The sequence below is a fragment of the Pseudomonas sp. NFACC42-2 genome, from assembly GCF_900116055.1.
GTDB lineage: Bacteria > Pseudomonadota > Gammaproteobacteria > Pseudomonadales > Pseudomonadaceae > Aquipseudomonas > Aquipseudomonas marginalis.
Genome location: NZ_FOZO01000001.1, coordinates 337,787 through 358,589, shown reverse-complemented (window position 1 = coordinate 358,589; position 20,803 = coordinate 337,787). Strand labels below are relative to the sequence as shown.

The following is a 20,803-nucleotide window of genomic DNA, read 5'->3' as shown; positions in this document are numbered from 1 at the left end:
GATGGGCTGGACGCATGGCTGGGGCTTCCTACGGGGGCGTTGGCGGTGATGGGCACGTTCTTATTCTTGTTGCCGGCATCCGCGCATAGCACGGGTGAGGCTAGGGTGCGGGCATGACAGGCCGGGCGGCTATCCCAAATCGGCAACAGCGCGAGGAGGGATCGAGCGGCCCCGACCTGTTTTGGGGCGGGGCTTTGGATGCTACCGATTTGGGATAGCGAGCCGTTCCAAGGCGGGCATAGGATCAAATTCAGCGCGCAACTAAAACAAAACGCTAACCGGTGCCGATGCGGTGTGGTCGGGCCAACCCTAAAGCGACTGCCTCATACAATAAGGTCAACAACATGAGTGTATCTATCCCGGTCAACAGCTCTACGGAGCTCAAGCGCGGTGCCCTGGGTGTGGGCTTCATCATCTTCTTCGTGATATCGGCGGCAAGCCCGCTCAGTGTGATCGCCGGCGGTTTCCCGATCGGCATCATGCTGGGCAACGGTGCGGGCACCCCGGCGTTGCTGATCCTGGCCTTGCTGGTGCTGCTGGCGTTTTCGGTGGGCTACACCACCATGTCACGCCACGTGACCAATGCCGGCGGTTTCTACGCGTTCACCGCCCGTGGGCTGGGCGGCCTGGCCGGTGGCGCGGCCGGGGTGCTGGCGATGTTCGCCTATAACATCCTGCAGGTCGGCTTGTACGGGATGTTCGGTGGCGTGGTCAGTGGCACCATGGAAGCCGCCTTTGGCCTGGTGCTGCCCTGGTGGGCCTACTCGCTGATGGCGATGGTGAGCATCGCCATCCTGGGCTATCGCAAGATTGACCTGTCGGCACGGGTGCTGTCGGTGGTGGTGATCGCCGAGTACCTGGCGATCCTGGTCCTGGACTTCGCCATCCTCAAGTCCGGCGGCGACAGCGGCATCAACCTGGACTCGTTCAGCAGCCGTCATGTGTTCAGTGGTACGCCGTCAATCGGCTTGCTGTTCTGTTTCGCCGCCTTTATCGGCTTCGAGGCAACGACCATCTACGGTGAAGAGGCCAGGAATCCCAAGCGCAGTATTCCGATTGCGACCTACTGTTCGGTGTTGCTGATCGGTGGTTTCTACGCGCTGTCGGTATGGTCGATGGTGGTGGGGGTGGGGTCGGACAAGATCGTGCCGCTGCTGCAGTCCTTGCAGGACCCAACCACGTTTATCTATGGCATGTCCGACCACTTTGTCGGCCCGCAACTCACCCAGATTATCCGCGTGCTGTTCATGGTCAGTATCTATGCCGGGCTGTTGGCCTTTCACAACGCCGCCGCGCGTTACTTCTACGCCATCGGCCGCGACGGTCTGTTGCACAGCCTGCTGGGCACCACCCATCGCGTGCACCAGAGCCCGCATATGGGCTCGGCGTTGCAGAGTTTGATCGCTGCGGTCGTGGTGCTGATATTTGCCGCGATGGATGCCGATCCGATCCTGCAACTGTTTGCCTGGCTGTCCAACCTGGCCACGCTGTGCGTGATCCTGTTGATGGCGCTGACCTCGGTGTCGGTGTGCGTCTACTTCCATCGCCATCCCGAGCTGAAGGTCGGGCTGTTGCGTGGACGGATCCTGCCCGGTATTTCGTGCCTGGCGCTGGTGATGGTGCTGGTGTTGGCGGTGGTGCATTTCGATGTGCTGACTGGCGCCAGCCAACTGCTGTCCTACAGCCTCTGCGCGATTATTCCGGCGGCCTTGATCATCGGCATCGTGCTCGCCGCGCGACTGCGCAACAGCTCGCCGCAACGCTTCCTGGCCTTGGGCAGCCACAAGCTTTAAGGCCCCCGCGTTTTTATCGCTCGACTAACCAGACAATCGCAGCCTGCCGTTGCTCGGCATGGCGCGCCAGCGTGTGAAAGGAAGGTTTCAAATGCACAACTATAAAATGCTCATCGATGGGATCCAGGTGGCCGGTGAAGAAGGCCGGTTCGATGTGATCAACCCGGCCACCGGGGCCGTGTTCGCCCAGTGCCCGGCCGGTTCCCTGGGGCAACTCGACCAGGCGGTGAACGCCGCGCAGTTGGCCTTCAAGAGCTGGCGCCACAGCAGCCACCCTGATCGCTGTGAACGTTTGTTGGCGATTGCCGCCGATATCGAGCAGGAGGCCCCATCACTGGCCCGGCTGATTGTGCTGGAACAGGGCAAGCCGCTGGAGCTGGCCTTTTCCGAGGTCATGGGCGCCGCCGCCTGGACCCGCTACGCGGCCGGGCAGGAAATTGCGGTGGAACGGGTGGAAGAAACGCCCACCCAGCGCATTGAGCTGCACCGCAAACCCTTGGGCGTGGTGGCGTCGATCACCCCCTGGAACTGGCCGTTCATGATCGCCGTCTGGCACATCATGCCGGCGCTGCGTGCCGGCAACTGCGTGATCAGCAAACCGTCGAGCCTGACGCCGCTGAGCACCCTGGGCCTGGCCGACATCATTGCCCGGCATGTGCCCCGTGGTGTGATCAACTGCGTGACCGGCGAGCAGGGCTTCGGCAGTGCGATCACCTCGCACCCGGGGATCCAGAAGATCGTGTTCACCGGTTCCACCGCCACCGGGCAAAGCGTGATGCGCGGTGCCGCCAGCAACCTCAAGCGCCTGACCCTGGAACTGGGCGGTAACGACGCCGCCATCGTATTGCCGGGGACCGCCGTGGAGGCCGTGGCCGAGGAAATTTTCCAGGCGGCCTTTCTCAACATGGGCCAGACCTGTGCTGCGCTCAAGCGCCTGTATATCCATGAGTCGCAGTACGAGGCTTTTGCCGACGCGCTGACGCATATTGCGGCGCGCCAGGTCGTGGGCGACGGCCTGGACGCCGGTGTCACCTTCGGGCCGGTGCAGAACCTTGAGCAACTGGAACTGGTGGAAGCCCTGGTCGATGACGCACGTGCCAACGGTGCGCGGGTGTTGTGCGGCGGTGCGCGTCTGGACCTCCCCGGGTTTTTCTATCCGCCCACCCTGGTGGCGGACGTGACCGACGGCCATCGCCTGGTGGACGAAGAACAGTTCGGCCCGGTGTTGCCGTTGATTGCCTACCGGGATGTCGAGGATGTCCTGAAGCGCGCCAATGCCGGTGACATGGGCCTCGGCGGCTCGGTCTGGGGGCCGGATGTCGAGCAGGCCCAGGCCTTGGCCAGTCGCCTGGAGAGTGGTGTGGCGTGGGTCAACTGCCACGCCCAGATCCAGCCGAACACGCCGTTTGGCGGCAGCAAGATGTCGGGGTTCGGTGTCGAGTTCGGCCTGGAGGGGCTGCTGGAGTTCACGGGGCAGCAACTGTTGTTTGTGCGCAAGCAGGCTGTCGAAGAAGGAGTTTGAGCCATGCGTTATCTATCCCGTCATCCCGTATTCGGTTGCACGCTTGTGTGCACCCTAGCGCTCGGCGCTATCAGTCAGGTGCACGCTTATGAGCTGTACAGCGATGAGAGCCGTCACCTCAACGCCGACATGACCGCGGTGTTCGGTCAGTTCAACAGTCGCAAGAACTACGACGGCACGCCGGGCGGCTCCAGTTGGCGTGAAGGCTTTATCAAGTATGGCTTGAGTGGCGACCAGGGACTCGGCGGCAATGGCCGCGCCTACGGGGCATTTGCCCTGGTCAGCTCCGCCACGTGGGGCGATGGCGATCCGGGTGGCAACAGCGTTGGCACCGAGCGCACCACGAAGATTGAAGACGCCTACCTGGGCTGGCGCTCCGGCGACCTGTTCCCGGCGCTCGGTCAAGACGGCGTGGATATTTCCGGCGGGCGCCAGGTGGTCAAGGTCGGCCGAGGGTTCCTGATCAACGACGATGGGCTGAACCCGGGCAAAGGCCCGGCGGACGGCACCTTGAACCGTGGGGGCGCCTACTACCTGGCGGCCCGGCACGCGTTCGACCAAACCGCGGTGGTGCGCCTGGGGGGGCAGGATGGCCTGCATGGCAGCGTGTTGTGGCTCAAGTCCGACAACCGTATCCAGGCCGAGACCGAGTTGGCCGCCGGCACCCTGGATTACACCGCCCAACCGGGGACGCTCGGCTTGACCTGGGTCCATGGCCTGGACGTGAACGATCAATGGGCCAGCGATTTTCAACGCCAGCGCAAGGGCATGAATGTCTACAGCGTGCGCGGTGAGGGCGATGCGGGTATCCCCAACGTCAGCCTGGCCTTCGAGTACGCCTGGCAGGACAAGGACGCCGGGCCAGAAAAAGCCTGGTACGGCGAAGCGGGCTACACCTTCGCCGATATCGCCTGGGCGCCCAAGGTGACGTATCGCTACACCCGCTATTCGCAGAACTGGGACGCACTGTTCACCGGCCAGAGCACGGGCTACGGCACCTGGTTCCAGGGCGAAGTGGCCGGCAACTACGCCGGGCCGTTCAACACCAATACCCGCATCCACCATGTCGGGCTGAAGGCAACCCCACTGGAAAACCTGAGCCTGGGCGCGCTGTATTTCGACTACGCCACCGTGCGCAAAAGCAACGCGTTGAACCTCGATGGCCGTGAGTTGGATGTGTACGCCGAGTGGGCGGTCAACCCGCACTTGATCATCACCCCGCTGGTGGGGCTGTACACACCCAGGCAGGACGCGACCACCGGGGGCAACCAGGTCGGCAACGGCACCAACCTGTACAGCCAGTTGACGGTGGCCGTGCCGTTCTGAGCATGACGCCTAGGGGGCGGCGTGGCTCGGCGGGTTGCGCATGTTTTCGGCAATCCGCCGGGTGGTGTCCATGACCATTTCGATCACGGTTTCCTGGCGCAGCAGCTTGAAGTTCTGGGTGGTGCCGACGGCCGACAGGCTGCCGACCACCTCGTCGAGGTCCGCCTGGATGATCGGCGCAGCGATACCGGTCAGGCCCAGGTTGAGTTCGTCGTGGGTCAGGCAGTAGCCGTCCTTGCGGATTTTTTTCGCGGCCCTGGAGAAGCCCGCCCAGTCATACGGGCTGTCCGGGTCGTTGGCCATGTGCTCGTCGAACAGGCGTTGCAGGCGGCGTCCTTTCTGGAAGGCGATCAAGACCTTCGATTGTGCCCCGCGGAAAAACGGCAACGGTTGCCCGCGCCCGAACGCGAAGTGATAGGTGTCGGTGGGTTCGGCGATGTAGGTGTTGATGATGCGACCGTCGTAAAACACGCTGGCGAACACCGCCAGGCCCGTTTGCGCCGACAGCTCGTGCATCAGCTCGCGCCCGGCGAGAAGGATCGGGTCGTACTGGCGCATCATCCAGTCCAGCTCGATGACCCGCGGGCCCAGGCCGTAGCTGCCGGCGTCCACGCGGGTCAGCAGGCCGGCGTCACACAAATCCTTGACGTAGCGGTACACGGTCGCCCGTGACAGGCCCATGCGCTCGGCAATGGTGTCGGGGTCGATCTTCAGCATTTGCGGACCGAACAGGTCGAGGATGCTCAGCAATTTGCTCAGGCTGCTCATTGTGTTCCTAAAAGAAAGGGAAGGGCGCTTGTGGCGTCCCCACGGGGAGCCGGTTGCCCAAGCGCAGGCGCAACACTACCGCAGTGAGAGAAAAACGCAATCGCGGGTTAGCTTTTGAGAGTGTTTAAGTCACACAAATCTCATTAAATGAGAAAAACAAACATAAAATGCTTGTTGGTTGCGGATTTGTATGTGATAAATCTCATCACTACAAATGCTCAAGCAAGAGGGCTGAAAATGAATGGTGCGCAACTGATAGTGAATGCGGCAGCGGCAAGCGGTATCGAGTACTGCTTCGCCAACCCCGGGACCACCGAGATTCCCCTGGTGGCCGCCATGGCCAGCGCACCTGCTCTCAAGCCGGTGTTGTCGCTGTTCGAAGGGGTCTGCACGGGGGCTGCGGACGGCTATGGCCGGATCGCCGGCAAGCCGGCCATGACCCTGACCCACCTGGGGCCGGGCTTTGCCAATGGCATCGCCAACCTGCACAACGCGCGTCGGGCCAATACGCCGATCGTCAACGTCATCGGCGATCACGCCTCCTGGCATGTCAACTACGATCCGCCCTTGGCCAGCGACATCCAGGCCCTGGCCGGTGCCGTTTCCGGTTGGGTGCGCACCTCGCGCACCGCTGCCGGTATCGGTGAGGATCTGCAGGAAGCCGTGCGTGCGGCCTGGCAGGCCAAAGGCCAGATCGCCAGCCTGATCCTGCCCATGGACCTGCAGGCCCACGCAGTGACCCATAACGGTGTATTCGCCCCTCTGCGCGCACCGGTTCGTCGGTTTGCCGGTGACCGGGTCGAAACCGTGGCGCAGGCATTGCGTGACGGCCAGCGGCTGGTGTTTATCGTCGGCGATGAGGGCTTGTCGGTCGCGGGCCTGGAAGCGGCAGGACGCCTGGCGCAACTGCCCGGCGTGCGCCTGTTTGCCGAGACCTTTCCGCGCCTGAGCTACCGTGGCGGTGGCTTGCCCGACCTGGATCGCCTGCCGTATTTCCCGGAAGTGGCGATTGAAATCCTTGAGCAGTACGACCTGGTCATCTGTGCAGGCGTGCCGGAGCCCATCAGTTACTTTGGCTACGAAGGCATCCCGTCGCGCCTCGCCGAGCGTGAGCGCCTGCTGAGCCTGGCCGAGGTCGGTGACGATGTCGCCGGCGCGTTGACGGCGCTGGCCGATGCCCTGGCTGCACCGGCCTACGTGCCGACGCCGGAGGGCATCGAACTGCCGCCCGGCCATGCCGAACTGACACCGCAGTCGATCGGCCAAGTGCTCGCTGCGTCACTGCCCCACGACAGCATTGTCTCGGTCGAGGGCGGCACCTGCGGCTACCCGTTCTTTACCGCCTCCGCCCGCGCCGCGCGGCATCGGGTATTGACCAATACCGGTGGCGCGATCGGCCAGGGGATTCCGGTGGGTTTCGGCGCCGCTTTGGCGGAACGCGGCAATAGCGTGTTCTGCCTGCAATCCGACGGCAGTGCCCAGTACACCATCCAGACCCTGTGGAGCATCGCCCGCGAGCAGTTGCCGGTGGTGATCCTGATTGCCGCCAACCATCGCTACGCGATTTTGCAGAACGAACTGCGCCGTTTCGGCATGACCGAAATGGACCCCCAGGCCCTGCGCCTGACCGTGCTCGACAACCCGCGTATCGACTGGAAGGCCCTGGCCAAAGGCTACGGGGTACCGGCCTGCACGGTCCAGACCAATGCCGAACTGCAACGGGCCCTGGCCAATGCCAAGGCCGACCGTGGCCCTTGCCTGATCGAAATGGCGCTGTGAAGGAGTCGACTATGCATCCGCTCGAATTATTACCTGCCGTCCGGGCGTTCCTGGCGCAGCCCGGTCGCCTGTTCATCGGCGGCACCTGGCAGGACGCCGCCAGCGGTCGTCGCTTTGCAGTGGAAAACCCGGCCACCGAACAGACCCTGGCCGAAGTCGCCCAAGGCGATGAACGCGATGTGAATGCGGCCGTCGCGGCCGCCCGCGCAGCCTTTACTGGCACGTGGGCCTTGCAGTCACCGGCGCAGCGCGGCCTGTTGCTGTTTCGCCTGGCCGATCTGTTGGATCAGCACCGTGAGGAACTGGCGCAACTGATAACCCTGGAGAACGGCAAGCCTATCGCCAATGCACGCGGTGAAGCGGCCAGCGCGGCGAATATCATCCGCTACTTTGCCGGCTGGCCCACCAAGATCGAAGGCAGCACGCTGCCCGTATCCCCGGCCAGCGGCGCGCCGATGCTCAACTATACGTTGCGCGAACCGGTGGGGGTCTGCGCGCTGATCGTGCCGTGGAACTTCCCGTTGACCATGTGCGTGTGGAAGCTCGGCCCGGCGTTGGCCACCGGTTGCGTGGCGGTGCTCAAGCCCGCCGAGCAGACGCCGCTGATCGCGATCCGCCTGGTGCAACTGATCGAGGCCGCAGGTTTCCCCGCCGGCGTCGTCAACCTGATCACCGGCCTGGGCGCCGACACGGGTGCACCGCTGGCACAGCACCCCGACGTGGACAAGATCGCCTTTACCGGCTCGACCCAGGTTGGGCGGCTGATCGCCCAGGCGGCCACCGGCAACATGAAAAAGGTCTCGCTGGAACTGGGTGGCAAGTCGCCGAACATCATTCTTCCAGACGCCGACATTGTGCGCGCCGCCAAGGGGGCCGCCGATGGGATTTTCTACAACCAAGGGCAGGTGTGCACGGCGGGTTCACGCCTGTATGTACACGCCAGTGTGCTCGACCAGATGCTCGAAGAATTGCAGCGCCATGCCGCCGGCTATGTGCTGGGTAACGGCCTGGACCCGGCCAACAGCATGGGGCCGTTGGTGTCCGCGCGGCAATTGAACACCGTCAAGGGTTACCTGCAGCGGGGCCAGGAGGAGGGCGCCGAACTGATCTGCGGCGGCGGCCGTCCCGAACACCTGGAGCATGGGCATTTCATTCAACCGAGCGTGTTCCTCGACCGTGCCGAGCGCGCCTGCGTGGCCCGCGAAGAAATCTTCGGCCCGGTACTGACCGTCATGAGCTGGACCGACATCGACGACCTGGTGCTGCGCGCCAACGATTCGCCGTATGGCCTCGCCGCCGGCCTGTGGACCCGCGACCTGCGCTCGGCGCACCGCGTGGCGGCACAGCTCAAGGCCGGCTCGGTATGGATCAACTGTTGGAACGTGGTCGATCCCTCTTCACCGTTCGGTGGCTACAAACAATCCGGCTGGGGCCGGGAAATGGGCAAGAACGTGATCGATGCCTACACCGAGACCAAAAGCGTGTTTGTCGATCTGGCCTGAATTGAATAATCACACGAGGTAATTGCTATGGATCTGGAATTGAAAGGCCGCGTGGCCATTGTCACCGGTGGCGGTATGGGCATCGGCAAGGAAGTCGCACGTTTTCTCTCCGAGGAAGGCTGCAAGGTGGTGATCTGCGCACGGCGCATGGCGTTCCTGCAGCTGGCGGCCGAAGAGATCACCGCACAGACCGGCAATGAAGTGCTGCCGCTGTTCTGTGACACCAACGACATGAACGCTGTGTCGGAGATGGTCGAGGCGGCGCACAAGCATTTCGGCCGCATCGACATCCTGGTCAACGGTGCTGCGGCGCCGTCCGGCGTGGTGCGCAATGACATCGAACACGCCGGCGACGATGAGTTGCTGTCGGACCTCAACACCAAGGTGATCGGCTATTTCCGCTGCGCCAAGGCCGTGACCCCGCACATGAAGGCGGGCGGCTTCGGACGCATCATCAACATCGGCGGCCTCACCGGGCGCAGCAGCAAGGTGCTTTCGGGCATGCGCAACCTGGCGATCGCACACATGACCAAGACCCTGTCCGACCAGTTGGGCCCGTCGGGGATCACGGTCAACCTGATTCACCCTGGCGTCGTCGACACCCCGCATATCCAGGAGCTGTACGAGCGCGAAGCAGTCAAGCAGGGCAAGACTGCCGAGCAGGTCGAGCAGGCCTACATCGACGCCACACCGATTCGCCGCACCCTCGCACCGATTGAAATGGGCTGGCTGATTGGCTTCCTGGCGTCGCCGAAAGCGGCTGCTGTGACCGGTGAATCCATCGGCATCGACGGCGGTTTGACCCGTGGCATCTATATCTGAGGAGTATCACAGATGAGTAATGGAACCCTTCTGGTCGCCACCGTCGGGCAAGCGGTGATCCGCAGTGCCGACGATGGCCGTACCTGGCATCGCCTGGGCCTGGGGCAGGACCTGGAGTTCGATGCGATCACCCGATCCTTGAGCCTGCATCCCGACACGCCCGAGCGAATCTATGCCGGTACCGATGTGGGCTTGTGTGTGAGCCACGATACCGGTGGGCATTGGCAGCGCATCGATTCGCCTTTCAACGGGCAGACCGTGTGGAAAGTTGCGGTTGACCCGCAGGATGCACAACGAATTTTCGTCGGCACCGGCGCGCCTTCGCGTGCCGTGTTGTGGCGCACCCTGGACGGCGGCCTGAGCTGGGATCGCGCCCCGGTGGAAATCCCCGAGTTCTGCGATGGCGTCAGCCGCCCACGCCTGCTGGCCTTCGCCTATGACCCTACCGACCGCAACCAGCTGTGGTTCGGCCTGGAAGAGGGCGGGCTGTTCCATTCCCGCGACGGCGGCGACAGTTGGACCCGCGTCGACGACCGGCTGCTGTGGGACTACAACTCCGACGTCCACAACATCCTGGTACTGCCCAACCACGGCGAGAAAGTCATTGTGGTGGTCTGCGTCAATGCGGTGTACCGCAGCCTGGACGAGGGGCTGACCTGGACCGGCATCATCGGTCGCGAAGCCTTCGGCCTGTACTACATCCGCGCCATGAACGCGCCGTTGGGCACGCAGAACGAGCTGTACCTGAGTATTTCCGATGGCACCCCCGGCACCACCAGCAAGATCCTGGTGTCCCGTGATGCCGCACTCACTTGGAGCGTGCTGCCGCTGCCACAGCAGCCCAACTCCTGTGTCTGGGCGATTGCCTTCAACCCGACCAACCCGCGACAGATCGTGGCGGGCACCAAGTACGGGCATTTGTTCACCTCCGACAATGGCGGTGACGGCTGGCAGAAGCATTGGCGGGAATTCAGCGAGATCGCTGATGTGCTCTGGACGCCTGCGGTTGCGCAGATCAAGTCCGGGCATCAATCCATCGTCAAAAAGCACTGAGGGATAACGCCATGAAGATCGAGATCCTGCGGACTCATTTATCGCTGTGGGTCAGTGACCCTGACGTGTCGGCACGCTGGTACGCCGACATCCTGGGCATGCACGAAAGTGCCCGGGGCGAGAGCTGGGTCATGATGGCATTTGGCGGCAAGCACCACGACATCGCCCTGATTCGCGCCGACCCCGGCGCCCATCAAGGCGGGTTGGGCCTGCAGCACTACGGCCTGGAAATCGCCGGGGACATGACCACCCTGCGCCAGCTCTACGGCATGTTGCTGGGCAAGGGCGTCGAGGTGGTGAAGATCACCGATCACGAGATCGGCCATGGCGTGTATTTCAACGACCCCGACGGCAATCGCATGGAGTTCTTCCTCGAGACCGAACACGACGATGCGCGCGGCAAGGCCCGGTTCAAGGCCGCCGGCGCGCCAAGCCGACATTTCAACCTGGATCCACTCGACCCACTTTGAGGCAACCCTGATGAAAACCGCGAATTTTGCTACGTATCACATCCGCAAATGGTACAGCTTTGTCGAAGAAACCCTGGCCAACGAAACCGGCCAGCTGGCCGATGGCGAGCCCCTGTTCAAGTATGCGATCGCCGCCGTGATCGCCAACCCCTATGCCGGTCGCTACAGCGAGTCGCTCGCCGAACTGGTCGACCCTTCACCGTTGCTGGGCGAAGAGTTTGGCCGGCGCATACAGGCACTGGCCGGTGCCCATGAGATTGTCAGCTATGGTAAGGCGATCCTGGTGGGCAGCGCGGGCGAGTACGAGCACGGCAACGCGTTCCTGACCAATCCGGCCGCCGACCCGATTCGCGTCGCGCTGGGCGGTGGCAAGTCGTGGGTGCCTTCCACCGGCAAGCGCGGCGGCCCGGGTTCGACCATTGACGTACCCCTGGCGCACAAGGATGCGCTCTACGTACGTTCCCACTACGACAGCATGTCGCTGATGTTCGGCGACGGCCCCGCGCCGGACGAAGTCATCGTGATCTGGGCCTTCGCCACGCGCGGGCGCCTGCACGCACGGCTGGGTGGCCTGCGTGCCGAAGACATCCAGGGCGTTGACGGGCTGCACTGATGACACGCGTGCGGGCCTTGGCAACGCCGGTTTAAAACCACAACAAGAAAGCGGTGAACAGCGATGAAGCAGGAGAAGACCCAGGTTGTGATTGTCGGGGGCGGGCCCAATGGGATCACGGCCGCGCACTATATGGGGATGTACGGTATCGACTGCGTCGTCCTTGAGCTTGCCGACTGCATACTGCCTTACCCACGCGCGGTGGGTATGGATGATGAAGCGCTGCGCGTGTTGCAAGCGATCGGCATCGCCGAATTGGCAGTGCGTGACATGATCTGTGATGTGCCGCTGCGTTATTACAACGCGCGGGGCGTGTGTTTTGCCGAGGTCAAGCCAAGTGCCGCGCAGTACGGCTGGCCGATGCGCAACATCTTCATGCAGCAGTTGCTCGAAGGCACGCTGCGCGAAACCCTGGGGCAGCGCAGCACTGTGGTGTTGCGCCAAGGCCATGAAATGCTGGAGCTGGAACAGGATGGGGAGGGCGTGACCTTGCAGGTGCGCGATGCCCAGGGCGAGGTCTATCAGCTGCGCGCCGATTACGTGATCGGCGCCGACGGCGGCCGCTCCACCGTACGCAAAAAGCTTGGCGTCGAACTGCTGGGGCTGACCCATGCGCGCAAATGGGTGGTGGTCGATACCGCCAATGACACCCTGGATGCGCCTTACACCGCACTGCACGCTGACCCGCAGCGGCCCTTCGTGTGCATCTACCTGCCGTACCAGCAGCGGCGCTGGGAATTCATGCTGATGGAGGGCGAGGACGAGGCGAAGATGTGTGACGAGAACACCATCCGCGACCTGATCCGCGGGCATATCGGCGACGCCGTGGACGCGCTGAATATCATCCGTATCCGCGCCTACACCCACCATTCGCGTGTGGCGGCGCGGTTTGTCCAGGGGCGTGTGGCACTGGTCGGCGATGCCGCGCATATATCGCCACCCTGGGCCGGGCAGGGCCTTAATTCCGGGCTGCGCGACGTGGCCAACGTGGCCTGGAAGCTGGCCGCGATCATCCAGGGGCGTGCGGCCCATGGGATCTTTGCCAGCTACGACCAGGAACGTCGCGGACACGCCACCGAACTGGTCGCCCTGGCCGACAATATGGGCACGGTCCTGGGGCTGACCAATCCGTTGATGGCCGGCGTGCGCGACTGGTTGTTCCAGGCGGTGAACAGCGTCGATAACCTGCGTTCGCACCTGCTGGAGTTCAAGTTCAAACCCAAGGCCACCCTCACCAAAGGGCTGGTCTATCACGAACGTGCCGAACTGCGTGAAGACGACCTGGTGGGCCAGCTGTTTGTGCAGCCGTTTATCGAAGATGCCCAGGGCCAGCGTCGGCGCCTGGATGACGTGCTGGGCAATTCCTATGCGGTGCTGGGTTACCGGGTCAATCCCCGTGAGCCACTGAGCGAAGACATGGCAAGGTTCTGGGCGCGCTGGGACACGCGCTTTATCCAGGTCAATCGCTCGCGCAGCGGCCTGGGCCGCCACCAGCCCTTGACGGCCACGGACGCCATCAGCGTGGAGGATGTGGATAACCGCCTCGGCGAATGGTTTTCCAGGGTGCGTGACTGCGTCGTCGTGGTGCGTCCTGACCGGTTTGTCGCCGCCATTACCACGCCTGAGCGACTTGACGCGGTATTACGCAAGTTAGCGGGGCAGCTGTCATGAGCATCGATACGGGCGTATTGAATCAGTTAGACCAGGCCACGCGTGCGGTGCAAGCGATTGCGCCACTGGCCCCCGAGGCGTTGGACCTGCGCGGCGGCTACGCCCTGCAACGCCAGGCGCTGGATGCGCGCCTGGCGGCGGGCGAACAGTTCAGCGGTTGGAAGATCGCCTTCGCCGGCAGCGCCGCGCAACGGCGCTTCGGCATTGACGAACCGGTGTATGGCGGCCTGACCGACGCGATGTGCGTGCAGCCGAACACGGCGGTGGCGCTGTCGCGCTTGATCCAGCCCAAGCTGGAGATCGAAGTGGCGATTGTGCTGGGGCGCAGCCTCGCGCCCGGTGACTACAGCGATGAACAGATCCTGGACGCGATTGCCGAAGTGGCGCCGGCGTTCGAGATTGCCGACTGCCGTTGGCAGGGCTGGGCGTTCGGGGTCGGAGCCTTTCTTGCCGACAATGCGGCGGCGGGGCTGTATTGCCTGGGGCCACGAAGCGCGTTCGATGCCGTCGCGCACACCCACGTCGCCTATCGCCTGGAATGTGCCGGCGCGCTGTGCGGCGAAGGCGATACCGAGGGCCGGGAGGACTCGCCGCTGACCAACCTGTGCTGGCTGGTTCGCCGTCTGCTGGCCGACGGTCAGCCGGTGGAGGCCGGGCAGGTGGTGCTGTCCGGTGCGTTGTTGGCGCCCATGGATATCCAGCCCGCCACCTACCGCCTGCAGATGTTTGGCACGGAACTGGCTTTGCTTTTCACCGCGGACACCACCCCCGTGTAAGCGACAGCTGCCGTCATGGATGACTTGAGTCCCCTTCAGGCCGATGACAACAACGGGGCCCCCGAGGAACGACCACCATGCTTGCCGAAGTTCGAACCTTCAATGACCCTCAACTGCACGCCGGTTCCATCCAGGGCTGGCAGCAGGTGTATGACCAACTGGGGCGTGGCAGCCTGACCAGTGAGCTGCGCCAGTTGTCGGCCGAGCGCTTTCAGATCTTCCAGGAAGTATTGGACAAACGCGTGGTGCAGCGCGGCCATGCGCCCAAGGGACGATTGTGCGCGGCCATGTCATTGGGCGGCGAGCCCGTTGTGCAGGGCCAGCAGGTGGGCACCCACAGTGTGGTGCTGTTGCGCGCTTGCGAGGAGTTTGTGCTGCATGCGCCGGAAGGCACGCACTTCTTCGCTTTCAACGTCGACACGGTGCGTTTCGCCAAACTCGCCGCCTTCGAGTTGTCCGGCGACCAGCTCAAGCGCTTGAGCACCCGCTCCCAGCTGTGCGTGGATGACGCGTTACGGCTGCGGATACGCCAGCGTATCTACCCGCTGTTTCGTCACCTTTTGCAACAACCCGAGGCCATCAGTGCAACCGCCGAGAACATGCTGGAAGACGAGTTGCTCAATGCCTTTCTCGACCTGTTCAGCAATGCCACCGACGAAGTGCGTTGCCGCCGCGGCAACTTCGCCGTGAGTGCCTACCTGGTCAAGCGTTGCCAGGAGTTGATCGATGCCAGCGGTGACACACCACTGAGCATTCTCGACCTGTGCGAACACCTGCGGGTCAGCCGACGGACCCTGCAGAACAGTTTCCAGGCGGTGACCGGCATGCGTCCGCTGGAGTACCTGCGCAACCTGCGCCTGAATGCGGTGCGTCGACGCCTGATCGCAACGCCGGCCTGCAGCCAGAACGTCGGTGATGTGGCGGTGGCGATGGGCTTTTTCCACCTGAGCCACTTTGCCGCCCATTACCGCGAGTTGTTTGGCGAATCGCCTTCGCAAACCCAGCGGGCGATCGGCTGAATAGACGAAGGGTCAGGCCGCCGTGTCATCCAGTCCCGGGTCCACGCGTTTGCCGATGTCCTTGAGCCGGGCCAATTGGTCGACCACGCTGGGGGCTTCATCCAGGCAACTGACGAACGTCCACAGGTACGTCATCACCGCATAGATATGGCCGGCCTTCACTGCGGGCGCCAGGGCCAACTGGCTGATGGCGACCACGAACAGCAAGGCCGCAAGGATGCCGATGGTGAGGAAGGCAACCGCCTCACGGTCCGACAGCCCGATACGCAGCCGCGACAGCACCTGATAGTGGCGGCGCAGCGTGGGGGCGCCGACCTTTTCCACCAGGCTGATTTCCTTTTCCAGGCGGTTGTTCAGCCGCTCATGCAAGCGCTGGTTGCGCCGTGCAAAGCCAGGCACCACCACCAGGCACAGGCCCAGCGCCACCAGGCACGCCAGGCCGACCCAGGGTTCGATCACCAGCAACATGGCCGCCGCGCCGATGATCGAGACCAGCGCCGTCGCAATGGTGGGCACATGTTTTTCGAAGAAATCGACGAACTCCCGTGCCAGTACCACCCGCGCGGCGGACGTTGAGGTGCTGTGGCGTTGCAGGCGCTGGTTAAGAATCACCGGCACGGCAAGGTCGGCGTAGATACGCGTAAAGGTGCGGGTGTCCAGGGCCCGTCGGGCGGCGCCCACCACCCAGAACCCGAGGACCACGGCGGCGTAGAGCAGGGCATTGCCGGTGTCGCCACGGATAATCGCGTCGACGGCAAACCCCGCAAACAACGGGTAGGCCAGCAGCAGCGCGTTTTCCAGCGCCACCAGCGACAGGGTGCCGGACAATTTGCCGGGGTAGGCCTTGGCGATCGCCTTGAGTGTCTGGCTGGCGGATTGTTGACCGATTTTGCGGCTCTGCTCGATCAGTAGTGGAGGTGTGACGGAGGGCATGGGCCACCTGGTTTACGCAAAGTAGGAGGGCGGGAACTCAGGGTCCCGGTATAAAGACCGCGGGTGATGTCGAGCAGATAGCGCGTTTCCTCGGTCATCAGTAACAAGTCGATCTGCACTTCTTCGATCACGATTTCCAGGGTGATCAGCAGGCAAATCGCCGGCGCGGTAAATAACCAGTGGTAATAGGACTGGCTGAACAGCGATGCGACAACCCCCAGGACCCACAGTGACAACACCAGGCGTGGCGCCTGTTTCTGCAGGGGAATCCAGAAGCGCTGCAACCGCTTGAGCTTGGCGCTATAGAGCCGTACCGAGTCTTCAAGCAGCGCCACGTCAATCACGTTTCGATCACGATAGTTGAAAGGCATACAGGCAATTCCAGGCTGACTACAAGAGGCGGGTGTGTGGCCTGGTCAAGGCGCGCGCAGGCAGCGCGCGATTCAACCAGGCCAGGTTGACTTCGTTGACTTGCACCCATTCGCCGTTCTGTGGAATCCCTTCGCAGCTCTTGAAAGCAATGCAACGTCCTTGTGCGTCGAGCAAGGCAAAGTGGCGGTACCGATTGACCCTGAAAATACAGAGGCGCATGCCTTCACCTGGGGGGGTTAGATGGCGACCAACTGGTCGGGCCAGCTCAGCTCGAACAAGGTGCCGCCGTTGTCGAGGTTCCGGCAGGTCGCGCGACCTCCATGGGACAGGGCAATCGCGCGTACGACGGCGAGCCCCAGGCCGCTGCCGCCCTGGGCGCGGGAGCGCGAGCTTTCGCCGCGCTGGAACGGCTCAAAGATGTGCGTTGCAAACGCTTCTGCGATCCCCGGGCCTTCGTCCGCGACACTCAAGGTATTCAGGCCATCCTGGTTGCCCAGGCGCACCGTGACGTTGCCGGGGGTTGCATGGCGTTTCAGGTTGTCGAGCATGGCCAGCAAGGCTTGGCGAATCCTCGCCGGATCACACTGCACAGGCCGTTCGAGCAGGTCGAGGTGCAGAACGAACCCGCAGGCCTGCAGGCCCGGTTCGAACAGGCAGGCGTCGGCCTTGATCTCCTCGGCCAGGTCGGCACTCTGGATCTGCACTTCGAGGTAGCCGTTGTCCGCCAGGCCCACGACCCGCAGGTCCTCGATCAGGCGCGTCAGGCCTTCCACCTGGCTCAGCAGGCTGTAGAACTGCGCCTGGTCCGGGGTGAACACGCCTTCCGCCAACCCTTGCAGGCGGCCGCGCAGGATGGTCAGCGGGGTGCGCAGTTCATGTGCAATCGCGGCGTTCCAGAACGACTGCTCTTGCGCCATGCGTTTCAAGCGTTGGGCCATGCTGTTGAAGTCATCCACCAGCAAGGTGGCCTCTGCCAGTGAGCGGTCGGACGCCGTCGCCCGGGCATCGAGGTCACCATCGGCGAGCCGGCGAAGGCTGGCCGCGACCGAGTTCAAGGGCATCAGAATGCGCCGGGACAGTTTGATCGCCACCACGGCGCCCACCGCCAGGCTGATGCAGGTGATCAGCGCCATCCAGGCCCACTCCATGCCGGTGGGCAGCCATTCGTCCACGTCCAGATCCGACGGCGGCCAGAACGTCCAGAGCAACGCATAAAACACGTAGGAGCCGACCACGGCCAGGGCTATCACGCAGAGCACCACGGCGGACATCGACACGATGATCTGCCGGCTCAAACTGTTGGCGGTCTTCATGGCTGGCTCCCGAACCGGTAGCCGACCCCACGGATGCTGGCCGGTACGCCCTGGAGGCCGAGGTCTTCGATTTTGCGCCGCAACTTGCTGATATGGCTGTCGACGGTGCGCTCCAGGCTGTCGCTCTCGGGCGAACACAGGGCCAGCAACTCGGCGCGACTGAATACGCGCTTGGGGGCCTTGGCCAGTTGCGCCAACAATCTGAACTCGGTCACCGTCAGGTTGAGCCTGTGCGTGTGGGCACCGATCTGCACGCTGACTTCATGGCTGTCGATGTCGATTTCAAAGGCATTCACCCGCAGCACGCGCTGGTGGGCGCCGTAGCCATGATCGAGGGAGCGACGCAGCACCGCCTGGGTCCTGGCGACGACCTCGGCGGGGTTGAACGGCTTGACGATGTAGTCGTCGGCACCGATGCGCAGGCCCATGAGTTTGTCCATGTCCTGGTCCTGGGCGGTCAGCATGATCACCGGTGTGGTGCCCCGGTGGCGGATCTCGGCCAGGACCATCCAGCCATCCAGCTGCGGCATCAGCACGTCCAGCAGTACCAGGTCGGGCTTGAGCGATTGATGCAGTTCAAGGGCGCGACGTCCATCCAGGGCATGGGCGGTCTGGAAGCCGCTGCGCTTGAGATAGGCCGCGAGGATGTCGGCGATTTCCGGCTCGTCTTCGGCGATCAGTACCAACGCCTGGCGTGGGGCCGCGAGGTCCGTCGGTGTCGATACAGGGTGTGATTCAGTCATGGTCGGCTCGGTCGTGCTGTTCGGTCATCGCAGTATGGCGAATTACCATGGGGCGACGAAGACTACTGTGCACCACGAGCATGCGCTTTCATGGGAGGTTTTATGGAGAAACGATGGAGACGCGGGTTTATTCGCAAACGACGTGATCAGGCGTAGCTGATCCTGTCGCTGTAGGCGTTTTGCGTCATGGTGCGCTGGTAGTCGCAGGGGGTGGTGCTGACCAGTTTCTTGAAGTCGCGCAGGAAGTGGGATTGGTCGGAAAACCCCAGGTCGAGGGCCAACTGCGAAAACGATACATCGTGCTGGGTATTGAGGGTGTCCAGGGCCGCCTGGCAGCGGATGATCCGGCAAAACGCCTTGGGTGACATGCCGGTGTCCTGGTTGAACTGGCGGTGCAGGGTCCGGCTGGTGTAGCCGCTGAGGTCTTCGAGTTGCTGGATGCGGATATCGCCGCGATGGTGCAGCGCCTGCTGGATGATCATGGCGGTGAGTCGCGACGTCTTGCCCATCAGGCGCGGGGTCAGGTAGTCGTTGAACAGCCGCATCTGGTCGCCCAGCAGCGGTGCCTGGACGATGCTTTCGAAGAGGCGTTGGGCAAATTCGGAGACTTCCAGCAGATCGAGCTCCCGTTCGGTCAATTCTTCGGCCAGTACATTGACGAAACCGGGAATCACACCCGGCGAAAAGCGCACGCCGAAATAGTGGTGGTGCTGGTGCAGCTCGACCGCCTGGGCCACCAGCGGGGTGCCGCAGATGCGCGCAGTCGGTCGCGTCGCATCACAGTCGAACAGGATATCCACGCAGCCATCCGGCACGGCCAGCAGGTTGGTCGATTGCGCCACATCGAAGGCATAGAAATGCGAGATCGCCGGGTGCGCGGACGGCATCACTGAATAGCGTGAAGAGTTGAGCACGAACCAGGGTTGTTCGTTCGCGGTGTGGAGCCGGGGAGTCGGCACACTCGGTTTGATCATGGTTGCTCCTTGGGCAGGCAGCGCCAGGGGAAAATCAACGCATTAATCGCGCCAACTATCTTCATGCCCGACTGAGCGGCATGTCCGAAATTTACAATACCGCCGCCATCCCCCGCCCGATACTCGATCTCGACAGCGTGGAGCTGCGCCTACCGCAGCGATATCACCTTCAGCCCGAGAATAACTATGTCTGCAACTACAAAAATCGATTTTATCTACCTCTCCGAGCAGGACATGATCCGCGCGGGTGTGACCGACATGCTGGCCTGCGTGAACACCATGGAGGAAATGTTCGGCCTGCTGTATGCCGGTGACTACCGCATGGCCGGCCCGAACAATGATTCCCATGGCGCGATGGTGATTTTCCCGCAGGATTCGCCGTTCCCGAACATGCCCAAGCCCACGGCGGATCGGCGCATGATGGCCATGCCGGCCTACCTGGGCGGCAGCTTCTGCACCGCCGGGGTGAAATGGTACGGCTCCAATATCGCCAACCGCGAAAAAGGCCTGCCGCGTTCGATCCTGATGTTCACCCTGAACGACCCCGACACCGGCGCGCCGTTGGCCCATATGTCGGCCAACCTGCTGTCGGCGTACCGCACCGGTGCGATCCCCGGCGTGGGCGCACGCCACCTGGCGCGCAAGGACTCGAAAGTCGTCGGCCTGCTTGGCCCTGGCGTGATGGGCAAGACCACCCTGGCGGCCTTCATCGCGGTGTGCCCGCATATCGACACCCTGAAGATCAAGGGCCGTGGCCGGCAGAGCCTCGACAACTTTATCGCGTGGGTCGAACAGACGTATCCGCAGATCACCACGATAGACGTGGTCGACACCCTCGAAGCGGTGGTCCGCGACTCGGACCTTGTTACTTATTGTAGCTCCGGTGCCACGGGCGACCCCTCGATCTACCCAATTGTGCGGCGTGAGTGGGTCAAGCCAGGTGCCTTCCTCGCGATGCCGGCGTCTTGCTCCCTCGACGCGGGAATGGAGCAGCCCGACGTACGCAAGGTGCTCGACAACACCGGTCTGTACCAGGCCTGGTTCGAGGAATTGCCCAAGCCTGCGCATCACAACGTGCCGGTCATTGGCGTGCGCTTCATGGACATGATTGCCGAAGGCAAGATGCAGCTCGATGACGTCGAAGACATCGGCAAGATCATCGCCGGGGCCGCGCCTGGCCGCAGGAACGATGAGGAAATCATCATCATGTCGGTGGGCGGCATGCCCGTCGAAGACGTGGCCTGGGGCACCGTGGTGTACCGCAACGCCGTCAAGCACGGCATCGGCGTGACCTTGAACCTGTGGGAAACCCCGGAGCTGCGCTGAGCCGTAGCTTCATTCACTTTGACGAGGC

The 20,803-nt window shown here is 63.2% G+C and carries 20 protein-coding genes; 13 read left to right on the top strand and 7 right to left on the bottom strand.

The features are described 5' to 3' along the window. The first annotated feature begins 344 nt into the window (after positions 1-344). The 3 genes from BM416_RS01575 (at position 345) to BM416_RS01565 (ending at position 4,641) form a co-directional block, all read left to right on the top strand. Positions 345-1,793, top strand: coding sequence for an APC family permease (locus BM416_RS01575; protein WP_092484577.1), 1,449 nt, complete (start codon positions 345-347; stop codon positions 1,791-1,793). A gap of 91 nt (positions 1,794-1,884) precedes the next feature. Then, a complete protein-coding gene (locus tag BM416_RS01570; RefSeq protein WP_092484574.1) occupies positions 1,885-3,315 on the top strand; it encodes an aldehyde dehydrogenase family protein in 1,431 nt (476 codons plus the stop codon). A 3-nt stretch (positions 3,316-3,318) separates the two neighbouring features. Continuing rightward, entirely contained in the window at positions 3,319-4,641 is a 1,323-nt protein-coding gene (locus BM416_RS01565) for a hypothetical protein (protein WP_175539021.1), read from the top strand. A 9-nt stretch (positions 4,642-4,650) separates the two neighbouring features. Here BM416_RS01565 and BM416_RS01560 read toward each other — a convergent pair whose 3' ends face one another. Beyond that, on the bottom strand, positions 4,651-5,409 hold the full coding sequence (locus BM416_RS01560) for an IclR family transcriptional regulator (RefSeq protein ID WP_065927432.1): 759 nt from the start codon (positions 5,407-5,409) through the stop codon (positions 4,651-4,653). Between the two features lie 237 nt (positions 5,410-5,646). On the opposite strand from BM416_RS01560, the gene BM416_RS01555 reads away from it, so the two are divergent. From BM416_RS01555 to BM416_RS01515, 9 genes are all read left to right on the top strand, one after another. Next, positions 5,647-7,188 carry an acetolactate synthase large subunit gene (locus BM416_RS01555; RefSeq protein ID WP_027606681.1) on the top strand — a complete coding sequence of 514 codons (1,542 nt, stop codon included), beginning with the start codon at positions 5,647-5,649 and terminating at the stop codon, positions 7,186-7,188. 11 nt (positions 7,189-7,199) lie between these two features. Beyond that, positions 7,200-8,690, top strand: a complete 1,491-nt coding sequence (locus tag BM416_RS01550) for an aldehyde dehydrogenase family protein (protein WP_092484571.1) — start codon at positions 7,200-7,202, stop codon at positions 8,688-8,690. A 27-nt stretch (positions 8,691-8,717) separates the two neighbouring features. Further along, positions 8,718-9,512, top strand: a complete 795-nt coding sequence (locus BM416_RS01545; protein ID WP_092484568.1) for an SDR family NAD(P)-dependent oxidoreductase — start codon at positions 8,718-8,720, stop codon at positions 9,510-9,512. A gap of 12 nt (positions 9,513-9,524) precedes the next feature. Next, complete coding sequence (locus BM416_RS01540; protein ID WP_092484565.1) at positions 9,525-10,565, top strand: WD40/YVTN/BNR-like repeat-containing protein; 1,041 nt, start codon at positions 9,525-9,527, stop codon at positions 10,563-10,565. 11 nt (positions 10,566-10,576) lie between these two features. Next, positions 10,577-11,035, top strand: a complete 459-nt coding sequence (locus BM416_RS01535; RefSeq protein ID WP_012724261.1) for a VOC family protein — start codon at positions 10,577-10,579, stop codon at positions 11,033-11,035. 10 nt (positions 11,036-11,045) lie between these two features. After that, positions 11,046-11,648 (top strand): amino acid synthesis family protein, encoded by a 603-nt coding sequence (locus tag BM416_RS01530; RefSeq protein ID WP_027606677.1) that lies wholly within the window; start codon positions 11,046-11,048, stop codon positions 11,646-11,648. A 63-nt stretch (positions 11,649-11,711) separates the two neighbouring features. Beyond that, on the top strand, positions 11,712-13,319 hold the full coding sequence (locus BM416_RS01525) for a bifunctional 3-(3-hydroxy-phenyl)propionate/3-hydroxycinnamic acid hydroxylase (RefSeq protein WP_092484562.1): 1,608 nt from the start codon (positions 11,712-11,714) through the stop codon (positions 13,317-13,319). Beyond that, positions 13,316-14,095 (top strand): 2-keto-4-pentenoate hydratase, encoded by a 780-nt coding sequence (locus tag BM416_RS01520; protein ID WP_027606675.1) that lies wholly within the window; start codon positions 13,316-13,318, stop codon positions 14,093-14,095. Before BM416_RS01525 ends, BM416_RS01520 begins: the two co-directional genes overlap by 4 nt. Before the next feature lie 77 nt (positions 14,096-14,172). Then, a complete protein-coding gene (locus BM416_RS01515) occupies positions 14,173-15,114 on the top strand; it encodes a helix-turn-helix domain-containing protein (protein WP_092484559.1) in 942 nt (313 codons plus the stop codon). A 12-nt stretch (positions 15,115-15,126) separates the two neighbouring features. Here the strand turns inward: BM416_RS01515 and BM416_RS01510 are convergent, their stop codons facing one another. The 6 genes from BM416_RS01510 to BM416_RS01485 form a co-directional block, all read right to left on the bottom strand. Next, positions 15,127-16,047, bottom strand: a complete 921-nt coding sequence (locus BM416_RS01510; RefSeq protein ID WP_027606673.1) for an ABC transporter six-transmembrane domain-containing protein — start codon at positions 16,045-16,047, stop codon at positions 15,127-15,129. Beyond that, positions 16,020-16,418, bottom strand: a complete 399-nt coding sequence (locus BM416_RS01505; protein ID WP_065927440.1) for a hypothetical protein — start codon at positions 16,416-16,418, stop codon at positions 16,020-16,022. Before BM416_RS01505 ends, BM416_RS01510 begins: the two co-directional genes overlap by 28 nt. A gap of 19 nt (positions 16,419-16,437) precedes the next feature. Next, positions 16,438-16,638, bottom strand: a complete 201-nt coding sequence (locus BM416_RS01500) for a hypothetical protein (protein ID WP_065927441.1) — start codon at positions 16,636-16,638, stop codon at positions 16,438-16,440. A gap of 17 nt (positions 16,639-16,655) precedes the next feature. Beyond that, entirely contained in the window at positions 16,656-17,732 is a 1,077-nt protein-coding gene (locus BM416_RS01495) for an ATP-binding protein (protein WP_065927442.1), read from the bottom strand. Next, complete coding sequence (locus tag BM416_RS01490) at positions 17,729-18,475, bottom strand: response regulator (RefSeq protein ID WP_092484556.1); 747 nt, start codon at positions 18,473-18,475, stop codon at positions 17,729-17,731. Before BM416_RS01490 ends, BM416_RS01495 begins: the two co-directional genes overlap by 4 nt. A gap of 146 nt (positions 18,476-18,621) precedes the next feature. Then, entirely contained in the window at positions 18,622-19,449 is an 828-nt protein-coding gene (locus BM416_RS01485) for an AraC family transcriptional regulator (protein WP_065927444.1), read from the bottom strand. 186 nt (positions 19,450-19,635) lie between these two features. On the opposite strand from BM416_RS01485, the gene BM416_RS01480 reads away from it, so the two are divergent. After that, positions 19,636-20,775: an ornithine cyclodeaminase family protein gene (locus BM416_RS01480; protein ID WP_092484553.1), complete on the top strand. Its 1,140-nt coding sequence runs from the start codon at positions 19,636-19,638 to the stop codon at positions 20,773-20,775. Positions 20,776-20,803: the final 28 nt, after the last annotated feature.